Here is a 13,040-nt window from a genome sequence, read left to right on the forward strand (position 1 = left end):
CGGCGGCGCGGCCGACAACGGCACGGCCGGCGATGGTGCGGTGCAGAGCGGCGTGGCGCCCGGCCGGTCGGGCGCGCTGCCGAGCCTGCCGACGGTCCCGCCCGGCATCGCCGGCAAGGGCTTCGCGCCGAAGTCCCTCGAGGCCGCGCTGTGGGCCGTGTGGTCGACCCGGACGTTCGAGGACGCCGTCCTCGCCGCGGTCAACCTGGGCGACGACGCCGACACCACCGGCGCGATCGCGGGGCAACTGGCCGGTGCGCTCTACGGCGCAGAGGCGATCCCCGCGCACTGGCGCGAGCGGGTCCTGTGGGGCGACGAGATCGCGGGCCTCGCCGACGGTCTGCGCGACCTGTCGGACGAGCTCGCCGTCGAGCACCGGAAGCTGCCGCAGCCGCACGGCGCCCCCGATGTCGACCCGCAGCTGCCCAACGACGCGTTCTGGTTCCTCGAGGACGCCGTGCTGGCCGGGCCCTATCCCGGCAAGCCGACGAAGGACGCCGCGACGGAGAGCCTCGAGGCGCTGCTCGACCTGGGCGTGACGTGCTTCGTCGACCTGACCGAGGAGGGTGAGGGCCCCGGCCCGCGCGGCCTGCACCCGTACGAGGCGCTGCTCCGTCGGAGGGCCGAGGCCCGTGGGATCGACGCGTGGCACGTGCGCCTGCCGATCCGCGACGTCTCCGTGCCCGAGCCGTGGCGGATGCGCGCAATCCTCGACGTGATCGACGGGGCGCTCGCCGTCGGCACGAAGGTCTACGTCCACTGCTGGGGCGGGGTCGGACGCACCGGCACCGTGCTGGCGTGCCTGCGGGTGGACCACGGCTGGCCGGCGGACGACGCGTTGGAGCGGGTGGCGCACGCCCGCCGCCACACGGCGCGGGCGAAGCAGGGGCGCGTCGCCCCGGAGACCGACCAGCAGGTCGCGTTCGTCCGGGCGTGGCGACCGCCGTACGCGCCGCGGGCGATCCGGGTCGACGACGTCGAGACGAACCAGATCCCGAGCGACGCCCTCCGCATCACGGACGTCCCGGCCCCGTGGGACCCGTACGACGCGGTCGCCCGCTTCGCGTCGACCCTGAACGGCTACGAGGTCCTCGGTGCGCCGGACGCCGGCGAACCGGACGACCCGGAGAACGACCGCACCGTCTCGCGGACGGCGAAGAAGGCCCACCCCGTCGAGGCCGCCTGGACGAAGACGGGCGAGCTGCCCGACGACCTGGACCTGCTGCGGGGCACGCTCTTCTTCGGCTTCCGCGCGGACCGCTTCGGCTGGGGCGACGACGTCGCGATGAGCGCTCCGGACGACGACGGCGTCACCCACGTCGTGAACGCGCGGAACTTCGAGTCGAGCCCGACGGCGAGGTTCCGGCGGGCGCTGGTGGCGAAGATCGCGGAGGTCGTACAGGCGCGGGACGCGGCGGCGGGCGGCTGACGTCGGCGGTGATCGGTCGGCGGGCGGCTGCGCCGGCGAGGGGCGCCGGCGACACGAGGGGCGCCGGCGACACGATGGGCGCCGGCGGGCCGATAGGCGCCCGGCAAGGCTCCGGGCGTCGGCGAGGAGACGTGGGCTGGTAGGGCGCCGCGCGCGGGCGGGCGACGTGCGCCGGCAGGCCGCCGCGCGGGCAGACGCCCGACCGTCCCGACTGGCGTTCGCGGGTCAGTCGAGCAGCTCGGCGACCCGCAGCTCGAAGCCGGGCAGCAGCCCGCTGGTCAGCATCCCGCCGGCGTCGATCCGCCGCTCGCCGTCGGGCCGCACGATCCGGACGCCGAGCGGCTCGGGCGTCACGAGCCAGACCTCCTGCGAGCCGGCGGCCAGGTAGCGCGCGAGCTTCGTCCCGGCGTCGTAGCGCTCGGTCGACGGCGAGGCGACCTCGATCACCAGGTCGCCGGCCGGCCAGGGTCGCCGCTGCAGGTCGGGCAGCTCGCGTCCGGCCGCCAACCACTGCAGGTCCGGCCCGACGATCGCGTCCGGGCCGACCTCGGTGTCGATCGACAGGAGCACGCGCCCGCGACCCTCGACCGCCCGGCACCACCGTCGGAGCTCGGCGTAGACGGTCCCCACCACCACCTGGTGCAGCGGCAGCGGGTCGTTCATCGTGACGAGCTCACCGTCGACCAGCTCGAACCGGAACCCGGGCGAGGACTCCGGCAGCCGCAGGAACTCCTCGCGCGTGAATCGGGCGACAGGCGGGGCGGTCACGGTACGGCGCATCGTAGGAGTGCTCCTCGGCGGTGTCCATCGGCCGGCGCAGCGTCGCGCTGGACGCCGTGCCGGATCAAGGGGCGATCCGTGCCAGATCGGGGCGTCGTCCGCGCCGGATCCGAGCCGTGCGAGGTGCACGGACCGCGGCGACCCGGACGAGCCGGCTTCCCCTACTCCCCGTGCTTCTTCGCGTACGTGGTGATCGTCGTCGACGTGTCCACGCACTCGCCGGCCTTCGGGCTCTGCCGCGTGACGACCCAGTTGCGGTCGAGGAGCTGGGCGCGGTCCTGGCCGGTGGCGTCCTCCTGGTCCATGAAGTAGAAGCCGGCCGCCTGCAGCGTGTCCTGCGAGAGCTGCAGGTCACGCAGTCCGACGACGTTCGGGACCTCCTCGCAGTCCGACCCCGATGCCGACGCCTCGGACCGGTCCTTCGACCCCGACGAGCTCCCCTCGTCGTCGGAGACCTCCGAGGACGCCGACCCGCTGTCGTCCGGGACGCTCTCCGTCGTCACGTCGGCCGCCTCGGTCGTCGTGGCGTCGGCCTGGACGGTCACGCGCTCGACGACGGTCGTGGCCGAGGCGGACTCCCCGTCGGTGCCGCAGCCGGTCGCGGCGACGGACCCGAGGGCCAGGACGAGGAGGGTGAACGGGAGGGCTGGTGTGCGCATGAGGAGGGACCTCGGGTAGGGAAGTACGGTGCTGGATCGGCCACCGGCGGGTGACCGTGCGGTGGGGTCGTGGTCTCGGCCCGGGACCTGACGGACGCGGCTCGCGAGGCCGCTCATCCCGTGCGCTCGAACGTCGAGCAACGGGCCACCTTGATCTGGTAGGTGTCGGGCGTGATCTGCACGACCACCGGCCCGTCGGTGTTGTCGTTGGCGATGATGTTGTCGAGGGTCTCGGCGCCCGACCCGCGGCCCGTCTCCCAGTAGCACCCGGGCGACGCCGCGGCGCGGTAGGTGCCGGGCAGGATGTCCTCGTTCACGACGAACGTGCCGTCGCCCTCGAAGCTGCTCATGGCGACCTGATCGGACGTCGTCGAGATCTGCGCCTTCAGCTCGCGCAGCTCGGACCGCGACCGCCGCTCGCGCCGTGCCGCGGACGAGGCGTCGGCCCGCGCGTCGGTCGCCCTTGACCGCAGATCGCGCAGCTTCGCCCGGGCGTCCTTGCGCTGCTGCAGCGTCGGGTCGGCGGTGACGGTGCGGGTGACCGTCGTCGCGACCGTGGTGGGCTCCGTCGCCCCCTCGTCTGGGTTCGTCTGGCCGATCGCGGTGCCGGCGATCAGCGCCACGAACACGGATCCGCCGATGGCGGCCTTCGTCTTGATGTCCATGGCACCGGAGTCGCGGGGCGGCGGGACGATCTGACGCGCGCCGGTGGCGCTGGACCTACGGTCGAGCCGACCGGTGTCCGCCCGTGGCCGCCCGCCCGTCCGGCTCACGGGACCGCCGGCCGCCCCTCGACCGGAGCCGTCCGGTCGAGTGACCGATGGCCGCCCGACACAGCCCCGTTCGGTCCCCTGGCCCACGGCCAACCGGCTCGCGCGCCCGTTCGGTCCCACGCGGCCGACGGCCACCCACCGCCCCGCGATCGTCAGGACGACGCCCGGCCCGGCGACCTCCTCCGTGCCGACACCACCGAGACCGGAGCCACCCGTGACCGCACAGCCCGCCCGCCCGACCTACTGGGACTACGACGAGACCGCAGCCGTGCGGTGCGGCCGCTGCGGCTGGTCCGGCGTGACGACCGGCGAGAGCACCGACACGTTCCTCGACGTCCGCTGCCCCGAGTGCGACGGCCCGATCGCGAAGATCCCGTGGCCGACCCGCGAGGACACCCACGCCGCCGCAGCGGCCGGCGACGCGCGAGCGCAGAAGGAGCTGGGCCGGGTCGACGAGATCGAGGCACGCCAGGCCGCCGCCGAGCGCATCGCACTCCGCGACGCCGCCCAGCTGCCCACGATCGACGACGACCGGATCGAGATCGCCTGGGACATGGTCGACGACGCCGGCGAGCACTGGACCGTCCTCCGGCACGGCGAGCGCGAGCTGTTCCGCGAGCTCGCCTACTGGGAGGGAATCGACCGGTTCCTCGAGGTCGCCGCGATCCTGCGCGGCGCCTACGGCCCGCGCCTGCGGGCCATCGTCCCGACCCGCGGCAGCGAGATGTACCTGTACGGGGACGTGCTGGGCGCACCGTCGAGCGTCGAGCGCCTGAACGAGGAGCTGGGGCGCGGCGCAGGCTGAGGTCCAGGCCAGCGGCGCCGCCCGCTTCAGCCCCGTCCGACCCCGTGCGGGTCGGGCCACGAGACCATCCAGACCCACAGCACGCCCAGCAGGCACACGCCCTCGAGCACCTCGCCGCCGACCATGGTGGCGACGGCGCTGAGCCCGAGCAGCGTGCGCGGGACGGTGATGCGGTCGCCGAGCGCCACGTCAGACCGAGCTGCAGCCGTTCCCGGCGCTCAGGACCACACGGCGCGCTCGACCAGGGCGTCGTCCCGGCGCATCGTGTACCCGGCTGCCTCCATCGCAGCGACGACCTCGTCCGTGCGGGCCGGCTCGAGCCCGAGGTGCTCGCCGCTGAGGCGCGTGGAGACCTCTTCCCCGAGGGCCTGCGCCTCGGCGGGGACCCAGTCGAGCATCGCCTGGATCGGCGCCTCGGGCCAGTCGCCGTCGTCCCACCCGGGCACCGGCTCGTCGGCGAGCGTCGCGTCGTCGGCGGGCTGCTCGTCCTCGCCGTAGGCCTCCGCGATCTGCGCGCGGCGCTCGTCCGAGAGCCGCGACAGGAGCTCGCCCCACGTCATCGACTCCTGCACCGCCCGGCGCACGGTGGCGAGCTCCTCGGCGCGGTCGCGCGGGACGAGCACGAGCGCGCCGCCCAGGTCGCCGTAGACGATGTCGGTGGAGGTCTGCTGCGGATCGGTCATCGATGGTCCTTCGGGTGGTGGGTCCGTACCCCTGCGGGCGTGGGTGCCGGCGGGTGGAGGTCTGGTCGTCGGTCGGGGCGTGGGTGCCGGATCTGACGACCTAGACGCCTACGACCCGCGACCCGCGGCCGCCCGCGGCCGCGGCCTGGACGGCGGCTCGTACGGCTCCACGACGTCGACGGGCTCGCGCACCGCGGCGCGCAGCTCGCGCTCGACGCGTCGCTCGAAGGCCTCCCAGTCCGTCTCGGTCGGCGGCTCGGACAGCGGCCGCTCGATCCAGTCGGTGAACGAGGTCACGCGCCGGGCGTCGATCGCCTCCACCCGGTCGACGTAGGACCGCCAGGCGCCGATCGCGCCGATGACACCCCAGAAGAGCACGACGCCGAGGTCGCTCATCGGCGGGCGTCCTCGGCGACGCCGATGGTCGTCGGGCGGCCGGCGCCAGGGGCCGTCGGTCGACCGGTGAGGTGGTTGACGTCGCCCATGGGCGAGAGGTCGGACGGACCGAGGCCGCTCTGACACACGGCGCACCGGACGGGCCCTGCTGGGATGGGCTCGCAAACCGGCCGGCCCGCCGGGCCCACAGCCCTCTCGACCACCACCTCCGCACCGCCACGTCAGATCCGGACCCCGCTGTCCGACGTTCCCTGCCGCCCGCCGTCGTCGTCCCGAGGAGTCTCCCCCGTGCCCCACCCCACCGATCTGCCCCGACTGTTCGTGTCCCACGACCGCGCCCTGCACCGGCTGGTCGCCGTGGAGTTCGGGCGGACCTCCGAGGACCAGCCGCCCGAGGACCGGATCGAGCTGCACGACTCCGGGCTTACGTTCCTCCTCGACGGGCCCGGCGGCCGGACGGTCGGCTTCGTGGTCGAGGCGTTCGACACGTTCGACCCCGACGCCCCGGACGTCGCGGCGATCTGGGGCGGTCCGCGCCTCGACGCCCCGTCGCTGGGCCTGACCGCGGCGACCGTCGGCGAGATCGTCGTCGCGGCCCGTCGGCGCCTCGGCGGTCGGCACTCGGTCGACCGCACCCTCGCCGCCATGGCGACGGCCTGCGACGGACCCGAGGCCGTGGCCCGCTGGACCCACTGCCTCGACGCCGGCGACATGACCGCACACCTCGAGGTCGGCCGCATCCTCCTGAACCTCGACCGCCCCGCCGAGGCCTACGCCCACCTGCGCCACTACGCCTCGATCGCCCCGAACGGCGCCTGGTCGTGGAACCTCCTGGGCCGCGCCGCCGAGGCGATCGGCCAGACCGAGGAGGCCCGCCACGCCTACGGCCGGGCGATCGACCTGGCACCGCCGGCGGGGGACGCCGGGCGGCGGGACGCGGCGGAGCGGTTGGCAAGGTTGGAGGAGCAGGCGGGCCGGGGGCGCTGACGCCCGACGTGGGAAGGGGCGCGACCACCCACGGACACACCGACACCCGGTCTCAGCAGCCCCGACCCCGCCGCTGCTCGTCCTCGTCCAAGGGCGGCCGGACGATCGCGCCGTAGATCGCGATGTCCTCCTCGTCGCGGCGCAGCTGCTCGCGGTCCGGGACGTGCGGCGGGTCCGCACGCGCGGTCATCACCACCACGAAGATGGCGAGGATGAGGACGACGGCGGTCACGTTCTCGGCCTACCAGTAGTCGTCCGGGTCCGGAGCCCGCGTGTCGGGGTCGAAACCGGACGCCCGCACCTCGTCCGCCGTGATGCGCAGGCCGGCGGCTTCAGGGAAGACCGCCGACAGCAGCTCGAAGGCCGTGGACCGGAGCTCCGCCCGCAGCGCGTGAACCCGATCCCTGATCGGCTCGCCGAAACGCGCGTTCGCGGCGATGACAGCGAGCGGCGCCTCCAGGTAGCTCGAGAACGGGCTGTAGATCGACCGCCCGCGCTCCTCGACCTGAAGTGCGAGACGATGAAGCCACTCAGGCCAGTCCTCGGCCCGGGACTCGAGATCGCCGCCGCCGAAACGCGTGAACGTCTCGACGGCCCACTCCGGGACCGGCGGGGCGTCGATCGGCACCTCCCCCAGGTCGACCCCGAACGCCTTCGAGAACGCGGCGTACCGACGCGTGTGGTGCTCCGCGAGGTCCGGGTGCTTCGAGCCGTACTCGCGAAATCCGCTCCACGCGTCGAAGAGGTCGGAGAACGCGTAGTCGCGGGCGGTGGCCATGAGGACAGGGTCGCGCCTCAGTGACCACATCTGACAACGCATCGCGGCCGCGAACAGCAACACCGGCAGGAGCCCGCGGGCCGCCCCGCCATCCGTCCGCCCCACCGTCAGATCCACCCCCGCCGGCCCGACTCCTCCGATGCACCTCGCGTCCCGTCCCAGGAGCCCGCCGATGATCGTCCCGACCGACCCACCTCGCCTCTTCGTCTCGCACGACAAGGACTTCCATTGGCTGATCGCGCTCGAGTACGGGCGGGTCGGCGAGGACCAGCCTCAGGGGTGCTGGCACATGGTGTCGGAGGACTGCGCGTACCTGCTCGACGCGCCGGAGGGCCGGGTGGTCGGCTTCCGCATCAACGACTTCCACACGTTCGACCCGGACGATCCCGAGGTCGAGGCGATCTGGGAGGGGCCGCGGTTCGACGCGCCCATCCTCGGCCTGACCAACGCGACCGCCGGCGAGATCGCGATCGCCGCGCGCCACCACTTCGGGGACCGCGACTCGCTCAACCGGGCGATCTTCGGCGTCGCGACCAGCCACGAGGGCGAAGAGGCGCTGACCCACTGGACCCACTGCCTCGAGTCCGGCGACGCGATGGCCCACTTCGCGCTCGGCTACACCCTCTTCGAGCTCGGCCGCCCGACCGAGGCCTACGGGCACCTGCGCCACTACACCGAGATCGCGCCGATGGGCGCCTGGAACTGGCACTGGTACGGCCAGGCGGCCGAGTCGCTGGGCGAGATCACCGAGGCCCGCCGCGCCTACCGCCGGGCGATCGAGCTCGACGAGCCGGACGAGGACGGCGACTCCGAGACCGATGCGGACGAGCGGCTCGTGGCCCTGGAGCGGCGCGTGGCGGAGGAGGCCGCGAAGGCCGCGGCGGAGGCGGCGGCCGTCGTCGCCGCGACGCAGACCGCAGAGCGGGCGGGCGAGTCCGATGATGAGCCCCGCGCGTCCTCCGCCCACGCCCCGAGCATCACCCCGTCCACCTCCGGGACCGACGACGAGGACGACCTCGCGGACCCCGCCGACCACGAGCGGATGATCGCGTTCGACGGCGAGGACCTCCCCCACCTCGGCCGGCGGCAGCTCGAGGCGTTCGACCGCGACCTCGCGGCCGGCATCACCGCCGGCGCACGCAAGAAGTCCTACGCCGCGACGGACCCGAACGAGGACGCGGTCCGCGTGTTCCGCACGAACGGCGCGACGGTGATCCTCGTCGCCGACGGCCACAACGGGGAGTCCAGCGCCCGGGTCGCCTGCGACGTGATCGCCTCGCTCCTCGAGGAGGACCAGCACGCCGTGGACACGGAGGCGGACCTCGTCGAGCTCCTGACGGGCACGAACGGTGCCGTCCGCTCCGCGACGGCGGCCCTCGGTCAGCCCGAGAGCCGGACGACCCTCGTGCTAGCGGTCGTCCGCGGGAGCCGCGTGCGCTGGGCGAGCATGGGCGACTCCCTCGTGCTGCTCGCCGAGCCCGACGGCACCATGCAGCGGCTCGGTACGCCGCGCCACCGCTTTCTCGGCTGGCCGATGGACGCCCACGACGTGCTCGCCGCGGTCGACCACGGCGAGGAGACGCTTCCGGCCGACGGCTGGCTCGTCCTGGCCAGCGACGGGCTGACGGACTTCGTCGACGACCCCGCCGAGGCCGTCCGCGCGGCCACTCGCCTCGAGCTGCTCGCGCACGTCGACGCTGAGGACCTGCGCGAAGCGCTCTGCCCCACCGCGATCCGCGTCGTCGACGAGCTGATCGATGCGGCATGCGACGGCGGCGCCGGCGACAACGTGGCCGTCGTGGCGCTGCGCGGGACGGGGCCGACCGACAAACACTCCAGCTGCGACACGGCCGACGAGCACCTGAGCCGCACTACCGCGGAGGACGAGCCCGCCGCAGGCCCCGACGCCCTGAACCGCTTCCGTGGCTGCCTGCTGGGCGGTGCGGTCGGCGACGCCTTGGGCGCGGGCATCGAGCACGACTCGCTGAGTCGGATCCGCCACCGATTCGGCCCCGACGGCCTGCAGGGACCGGCCCCGGCGTACGGCCGCGAGTCCGCGATCACCGACGACACGCAGATGACGCTCTTCACGGCCGAGGCGCTGCTGCGGACCTACACTCGCGAGGCCGAGCGTGGGATCCCCGACGACCCCGTCCTGCAGCTCGACGAGGCTTACGCCCGCTGGCTGCGCACCCAGGGCGAGCAGAGCCGGCGGTGGAAGGACCAGAGCGCGGTCCCCAGCACCGTGGAGCGCCTGCTCACGGGGCCCGACGCCCGCCGAGGCCCTGGCCGCACGTGCATCGCGGCGATGCGTGGCAGCGTGGCGGGCAGCCCCGAGGAGCCCACGAACTCGAGCAAGGGCTGCGGCGGGGTCGTGCGCGTCGCGCCGATCGGGCTCGTGTACGGGGATCCGGAGGCGGCGGCCGACGTCGCCCGCCGAGCGGCGGCACTGACCCACGGGCACCCGACGGGGTTCCACACGGCCGGTGCGTTCGCAATGTTGATCGCCCAGCTCCGAGCCGGGGAGTGGCTGGGCATCGCACTGCAGACCGTGATCGGCTCTCTCACGACCAGCGACGCTCAGGAGACCCGTGAGGCCCTCGTCCGGGCGAACACCAGCGCCCGCCTCTGCCACGACCCCTTGGCCGAGGACGTGGAGTTCCTCGGCGAGGGCTGGGTCGCCGACGAAGCGCTGGCCATCGCGGTCAACTGCGCGCTTGTCGCGGAGAGCTTCGAGCACGGCCTCCTCCTCGCCGTCAACCACGGCGGCGCCAGCCCCTCCACGGGTGCGATCTGCGGCGCCCTCCTCGGCACCATCTTCGGCTTGAGTGCCATCCCGGATCGGTGGCTCGCCGGACTCGAGCATGGCGACGAGATCACCGAGATCGCAGATGATCTGCACGCGGTGAGCGCCGGCGACGGTGGGGTCGACGTGTTCGGCGAGCGCTGGCAGGGCCGGTGGCCGGCGGAGTAGCGAGCGTTCGAGCCGTTCGGACCGGGGCACCGGCTCGCGGGCGCGGAGGCGCGCATCGCCCCTTCCTCCGTCCCGCACCCGTTCACCGCGCCGTTCAAACTGCCGGCGCCCGCGCACACTGGGCCCCGCCGCGCGTCCTCGTCACCAGGTGACTGTTCGCTCGCGCGGCAGCTCGCGATGTTCTCCTCGTCGCGTCGCAGCTGCTCGTCGGAATCGCAGTGTCGGGCTGTGACTCTTCCCATTCCGCGTCTTCCGTTCACCCGCCTAAGGCCTCCCGCTGGGCGACGGAGATAGCGACGACGAGAGTCACGCAGGCGGGAGATTCCCACGTCGTCGTCGGCTCAGCCTGAAGACCCAGCGTAAGCCTGACACCGTGGCATGGTTCGCTGAATCCCCATTCAAGCTCGCTGCTCAGGGCCCGCGACGACCTGCGCGATCACATCGATGATGCGCTCCGGTTTGCGGCCGAGGCTGGCTGCCGTTTCGATCAGGCGTTCGACGACCTGTGCCTCTTCGGTGGGATTGTCCGCCAACCCGTACTTCTGCATGTGTTTCTTCCACGTAACAGTGGCTGTGGCGCGTCGCTGGCGCAGGTCCGATCCCGATGCCTCCCGCCCCGGATACTTGGGAAGCACCTTGAGAAGGACCTCGTCGTCGAAGAGCTCGATGGCGTCTTCTGCCCCGTGCGAGACGATGATCGCTGCGTCTTGCCCGCTGCCCATCGCCAGCAAGAGAAGTGCCACCGCCGCCTGTTCTGTCGTTCCTGACCTCGACACCTTCAGGAGTGCGTCCTTGTCCATCGCTCTGAGGGCAGAGATTTCGTCGTCCGTCAGGGCGTCGACCATCAGCGCGATGCGCATCGCCGGGAGGAACTCGCTCAGAACCCGAGCGAAGGGGATGGCGCGGACCTTGCTCAAACCGTGGATCGGAGTCACGAGGATTCCCGCAGCTCGGAGTTCGGCTGCGAACAGCCGATTCAGGATCTGTTCATCTGCCTGCCCTTCGACGAAGAGCACGGTCTCGAAGAGCGTCGCGAGTTCCCCCATCCCCCACCCCATGGCGTCGGTGATCTCGTCCGCAGCCCGGAGATCGCCTGTCGCTCTGGCAACCCGTGACGGCACGAGTCTGTCGAACTGGTCTCGTTCATCGCTCAGAAGGAGCTGGATCACGGACGACCTCACGCCCCGGGGCTCCGCAAAGATGGGTGAGTGTGTCGCGACGACGATCTGCAAGCCCGGGGCGGCCTGCTCGGCGAGCCAGGCCGACAACGCGCGGGCGGCCCGCGCGTGAAGATGCTGCTCGGGCTCGTCGATGATCAGGACTGCCGAGGTGTCCGTCTCTGACACCAATGACCGGAGCGCGATCTCGGCTGCAACCGCGATCCAGAGCCGCCAGCCCGTCGCGATCTCCTCAAGGTCGTACGTCGGGGCATGCTTTCCGCCGGCCTCTTGGACCCGTACGACGGGCTCTCTGAACGGCGGAGTCTCGACAGTCACCCGGTACCGGTCCTTGATCGGCGGCGGCAGCGCAGCGTTGAACGATCCAACGATGTCGTTTCGCGACGTGCCCTGCTCGAGAAGTGAAACCACAAGTTCCCGAACGTCAGTAGGTCCGGACAACGGCCGGTAGGCCCCCGGACGCTGACCGGGCGTTGCGCTGCAGGGGACCGGAAAGAAGGCGATGGGCGCATTCGGCCCCAGATTCGAACCCCACTCGTTCGAGAAGACACCGAACGGATCAGCCGGACGCAGGTCGAGCGAAGCCAAAGCCTCCAGGACCAGGGCGTCACGAGCGTCAAGACAGAGCCACGCGTCCTCATGCCATTCGCCGTCATCCTCCGTCCGGTTTATGAGGAGCAGCTGAGGCGCAGAGAGGGCCGCATCCAAAAGGACGAGGGCCGGTGGGGTGCAGAGGGACCGTAGAACCGCTACCCACGCAGCGATCCCGTTCCCGGCGGGCAGAACATCGGGGAGACGATCTGCGGACGAAACGCCGAAGATCGAGTCCCAGAACAAGCGCTGTGCCCAGCCGTTGATCTCGAAGTAGCCGAGATCATCGAGCCCGTCCTCGCCCGACGGAACGCGCTGGCGTCGCCACGCTGGCGCGAGAAGCGCATCAATCTCGTCGAGGGAGTCGGCGCTGAGGAACAAACCGTCGCTGAGACTGCGGGATTCCTCTTCCGTCCCCGGTCCGTTGATAGCGCTTTCGACGGTGCGGAGCCACGTGCTTTTCCCGCTGTCGTTCGGGCCCACGAAGGCCGTGAACTGCGTCAGGGGCACATACCCCGACGGCGCGCGGGTGTCAGGCCCGATTCGGGCGATGCCAGCGACAGTGATCACTGAAGGTGAGCTTTCGCAATGGTCTGAGACCGAGGTTCGACATCACATAGCCGACGACTGGTGGTCTTTCTTCGCGCTGTTCTGTCGCGCATGTCTACGCGCATCATGTCGGGTTGCTTGTCCCGCAGATGACCGCGCAACCATGCTTCGCCCCGCCGGCCTGGAAGAACGGGCTCTGCGCGGGGGTCACTCCGTTCGACGTCCAGACACCGCCACCCGCGATCGCTCCCGCCTTTCACCTCCGGGCAGATGACTCCGTGCTCGCAGACCACCACGAGGTCGAGCTCCCCCCACCGCTTTTGCGGATGCCCGGCAAGGCCGACGCTGTGAAAGATCACCCACGAGGCGGGCGTCTCATCCCGCAGCGCATCGAAGATGCGGCGCTCGGCCCGGGACCCGAGGTCGTCGGCGAGGGCGGAGGGCAGGAGGCGCGCCAT

The 13,040-nt window shown here is 72.2% G+C and carries 14 protein-coding genes; 4 read left to right on the plus strand and 10 right to left on the minus strand.

The window, feature by feature from the left end; genetic code table 11:
• Nucleotides 1-1,429 (plus strand): ADP-ribosylglycohydrolase family protein (locus tag Q7T67_RS16715; protein ID WP_304792252.1); only part of this gene is annotated, 1,429 nt, incomplete at its 5' end.
• Between the two features lie 225 nt (nt 1,430-1,654).
• Here Q7T67_RS16715 and Q7T67_RS16720 read toward each other — a convergent pair.
• The 3 genes from Q7T67_RS16720 to Q7T67_RS16730 form a co-directional block, all read right to left on the minus strand.
• The gene (locus Q7T67_RS16720; protein ID WP_304792255.1) at nt 1,655-2,197 is read right to left on the minus strand and encodes a Uma2 family endonuclease; all 543 of its coding nucleotides are present in this window, start codon (nt 2,195-2,197) and stop codon (nt 1,655-1,657) included.
• Between the two features lie 173 nt (nt 2,198-2,370).
• Nucleotides 2,371-2,868: a PASTA domain-containing protein gene (locus tag Q7T67_RS16725; protein WP_304792258.1), complete on the minus strand. Its 498-nt coding sequence runs from the start codon at nt 2,866-2,868 to the stop codon at nt 2,371-2,373.
• Nucleotides 2,869-2,981: 113 nt separating this feature from the next.
• Nucleotides 2,982-3,533, minus strand: coding sequence for a hypothetical protein (locus Q7T67_RS16730; RefSeq protein WP_304792260.1), 552 nt, complete (start codon nt 3,531-3,533; stop codon nt 2,982-2,984).
• 322 nt (nt 3,534-3,855) lie between these two features.
• On the opposite strand from Q7T67_RS16730, the gene Q7T67_RS16735 reads away from it, so the two are divergent.
• Nucleotides 3,856-4,446 carry a hypothetical protein gene (locus Q7T67_RS16735; RefSeq protein WP_304792263.1) on the plus strand — a complete coding sequence of 197 codons (591 nt, stop codon included), beginning with the start codon at nt 3,856-3,858 and terminating at the stop codon, nt 4,444-4,446.
• Nucleotides 4,447-4,472: 26 nt separating this feature from the next.
• On the opposite strand, the gene Q7T67_RS16740 is transcribed toward Q7T67_RS16735, so the two are convergent.
• The 3 genes from Q7T67_RS16740 to Q7T67_RS16750 all read right to left on the minus strand — a co-directional run bounded on the left by Q7T67_RS16740 (nt 4,473) and on the right by Q7T67_RS16750 (nt 5,525).
• Nucleotides 4,473-4,634: a hypothetical protein gene (locus Q7T67_RS16740; protein ID WP_304792265.1), complete on the minus strand. Its 162-nt coding sequence runs from the start codon at nt 4,632-4,634 to the stop codon at nt 4,473-4,475.
• Between the two features lie 30 nt (nt 4,635-4,664).
• Nucleotides 4,665-5,129 carry a hypothetical protein gene (locus tag Q7T67_RS16745; protein WP_304792268.1) on the minus strand — a complete coding sequence of 155 codons (465 nt, stop codon included), beginning with the start codon at nt 5,127-5,129 and terminating at the stop codon, nt 4,665-4,667.
• 108 nt (nt 5,130-5,237) lie between these two features.
• On the minus strand, nt 5,238-5,525 hold the full coding sequence (locus tag Q7T67_RS16750) for a hypothetical protein (RefSeq protein ID WP_304792270.1): 288 nt from the start codon (nt 5,523-5,525) through the stop codon (nt 5,238-5,240).
• A gap of 288 nt (nt 5,526-5,813) precedes the next feature.
• On the opposite strand from Q7T67_RS16750, the gene Q7T67_RS16755 reads away from it, so the two are divergent.
• Entirely contained in the window at nt 5,814-6,512 is a 699-nt protein-coding gene (locus Q7T67_RS16755; protein WP_304792273.1) for a tetratricopeptide repeat protein, read from the plus strand.
• Nucleotides 6,513-6,564: 52 nt separating this feature from the next.
• Here the strand turns inward: Q7T67_RS16755 and Q7T67_RS16760 are convergent, their stop codons facing one another.
• Nucleotides 6,565-6,744, minus strand: coding sequence for a hypothetical protein (locus tag Q7T67_RS16760; RefSeq protein WP_304792276.1), 180 nt, complete (start codon nt 6,742-6,744; stop codon nt 6,565-6,567).
• 9 nt (nt 6,745-6,753) lie between these two features.
• The gene (locus tag Q7T67_RS16765) at nt 6,754-7,290 is read right to left on the minus strand and encodes a hypothetical protein (RefSeq protein ID WP_304792278.1); all 537 of its coding nucleotides are present in this window, start codon (nt 7,288-7,290) and stop codon (nt 6,754-6,756) included.
• Nucleotides 7,291-7,462: 172 nt separating this feature from the next.
• On the opposite strand from Q7T67_RS16765, the gene Q7T67_RS16770 reads away from it, so the two are divergent.
• Entirely contained in the window at nt 7,463-10,264 is a 2,802-nt protein-coding gene (locus Q7T67_RS16770; protein ID WP_304792282.1) for an ADP-ribosylglycohydrolase family protein, read from the plus strand.
• Between the two features lie 398 nt (nt 10,265-10,662).
• On the opposite strand, the gene Q7T67_RS16775 is transcribed toward Q7T67_RS16770, so the two are convergent.
• Both Q7T67_RS16775 and Q7T67_RS21270 read right to left on the minus strand, forming a co-directional pair.
• Complete coding sequence (locus tag Q7T67_RS16775; protein WP_304792285.1) at nt 10,663-12,603, minus strand: AAA family ATPase; 1,941 nt, start codon at nt 12,601-12,603, stop codon at nt 10,663-10,665.
• Nucleotides 12,600-13,040 carry a nuclease-related domain-containing protein gene (locus Q7T67_RS21270; RefSeq protein ID WP_370695416.1) on the minus strand — a complete coding sequence of 147 codons (441 nt, stop codon included), beginning with the start codon at nt 13,038-13,040 and terminating at the stop codon, nt 12,600-12,602. The genes Q7T67_RS16775 and Q7T67_RS21270 overlap by 4 nt, the downstream gene beginning before the upstream one ends.

The sequence above is a fragment of the Patulibacter sp. genome (assembly GCF_030655195.1).
GTDB lineage: Bacteria > Actinomycetota > Thermoleophilia > Solirubrobacterales > Solirubrobacteraceae > Patulibacter.

Bases quoted from the DNA above. Each gene is read 5' to 3' on its own strand.
- Q7T67_RS16750 (WP_304792270.1), bottom strand. From the start codon at position 5,525: ATGAGCGACCTCGGCGTCGTGCTCTTCTGGGGTGTCATCGGCGCGATC.
- Q7T67_RS16725 (WP_304792258.1), bottom strand. From the start codon at position 2,868: ATGCGCACACCAGCCCTCCCGTTCACCCTCCTCGTCCTGGCCCTCGGG.
- Q7T67_RS16745 (WP_304792268.1), bottom strand. From the start codon at position 5,129: ATGACCGATCCGCAGCAGACCTCCACCGACATCGTCTACGGCGACCTG.
- Q7T67_RS16730 (WP_304792260.1), bottom strand. From the start codon at position 3,533: ATGGACATCAAGACGAAGGCCGCCATCGGCGGATCCGTGTTCGTGGCG.
- Q7T67_RS21270 (WP_370695416.1), bottom strand. From the start codon at position 13,040: ATGGCGCGCCTCCTGCCCTCCGCCCTCGCCGACGACCTCGGGTCCCGG.
- Q7T67_RS16765 (WP_304792278.1), bottom strand. From the start codon at position 7,290: ATGGCCACCGCCCGCGACTACGCGTTCTCCGACCTCTTCGACGCGTGG.
- Q7T67_RS16770 (WP_304792282.1), top strand. From the start codon at position 7,463: ATGATCGTCCCGACCGACCCACCTCGCCTCTTCGTCTCGCACGACAAG.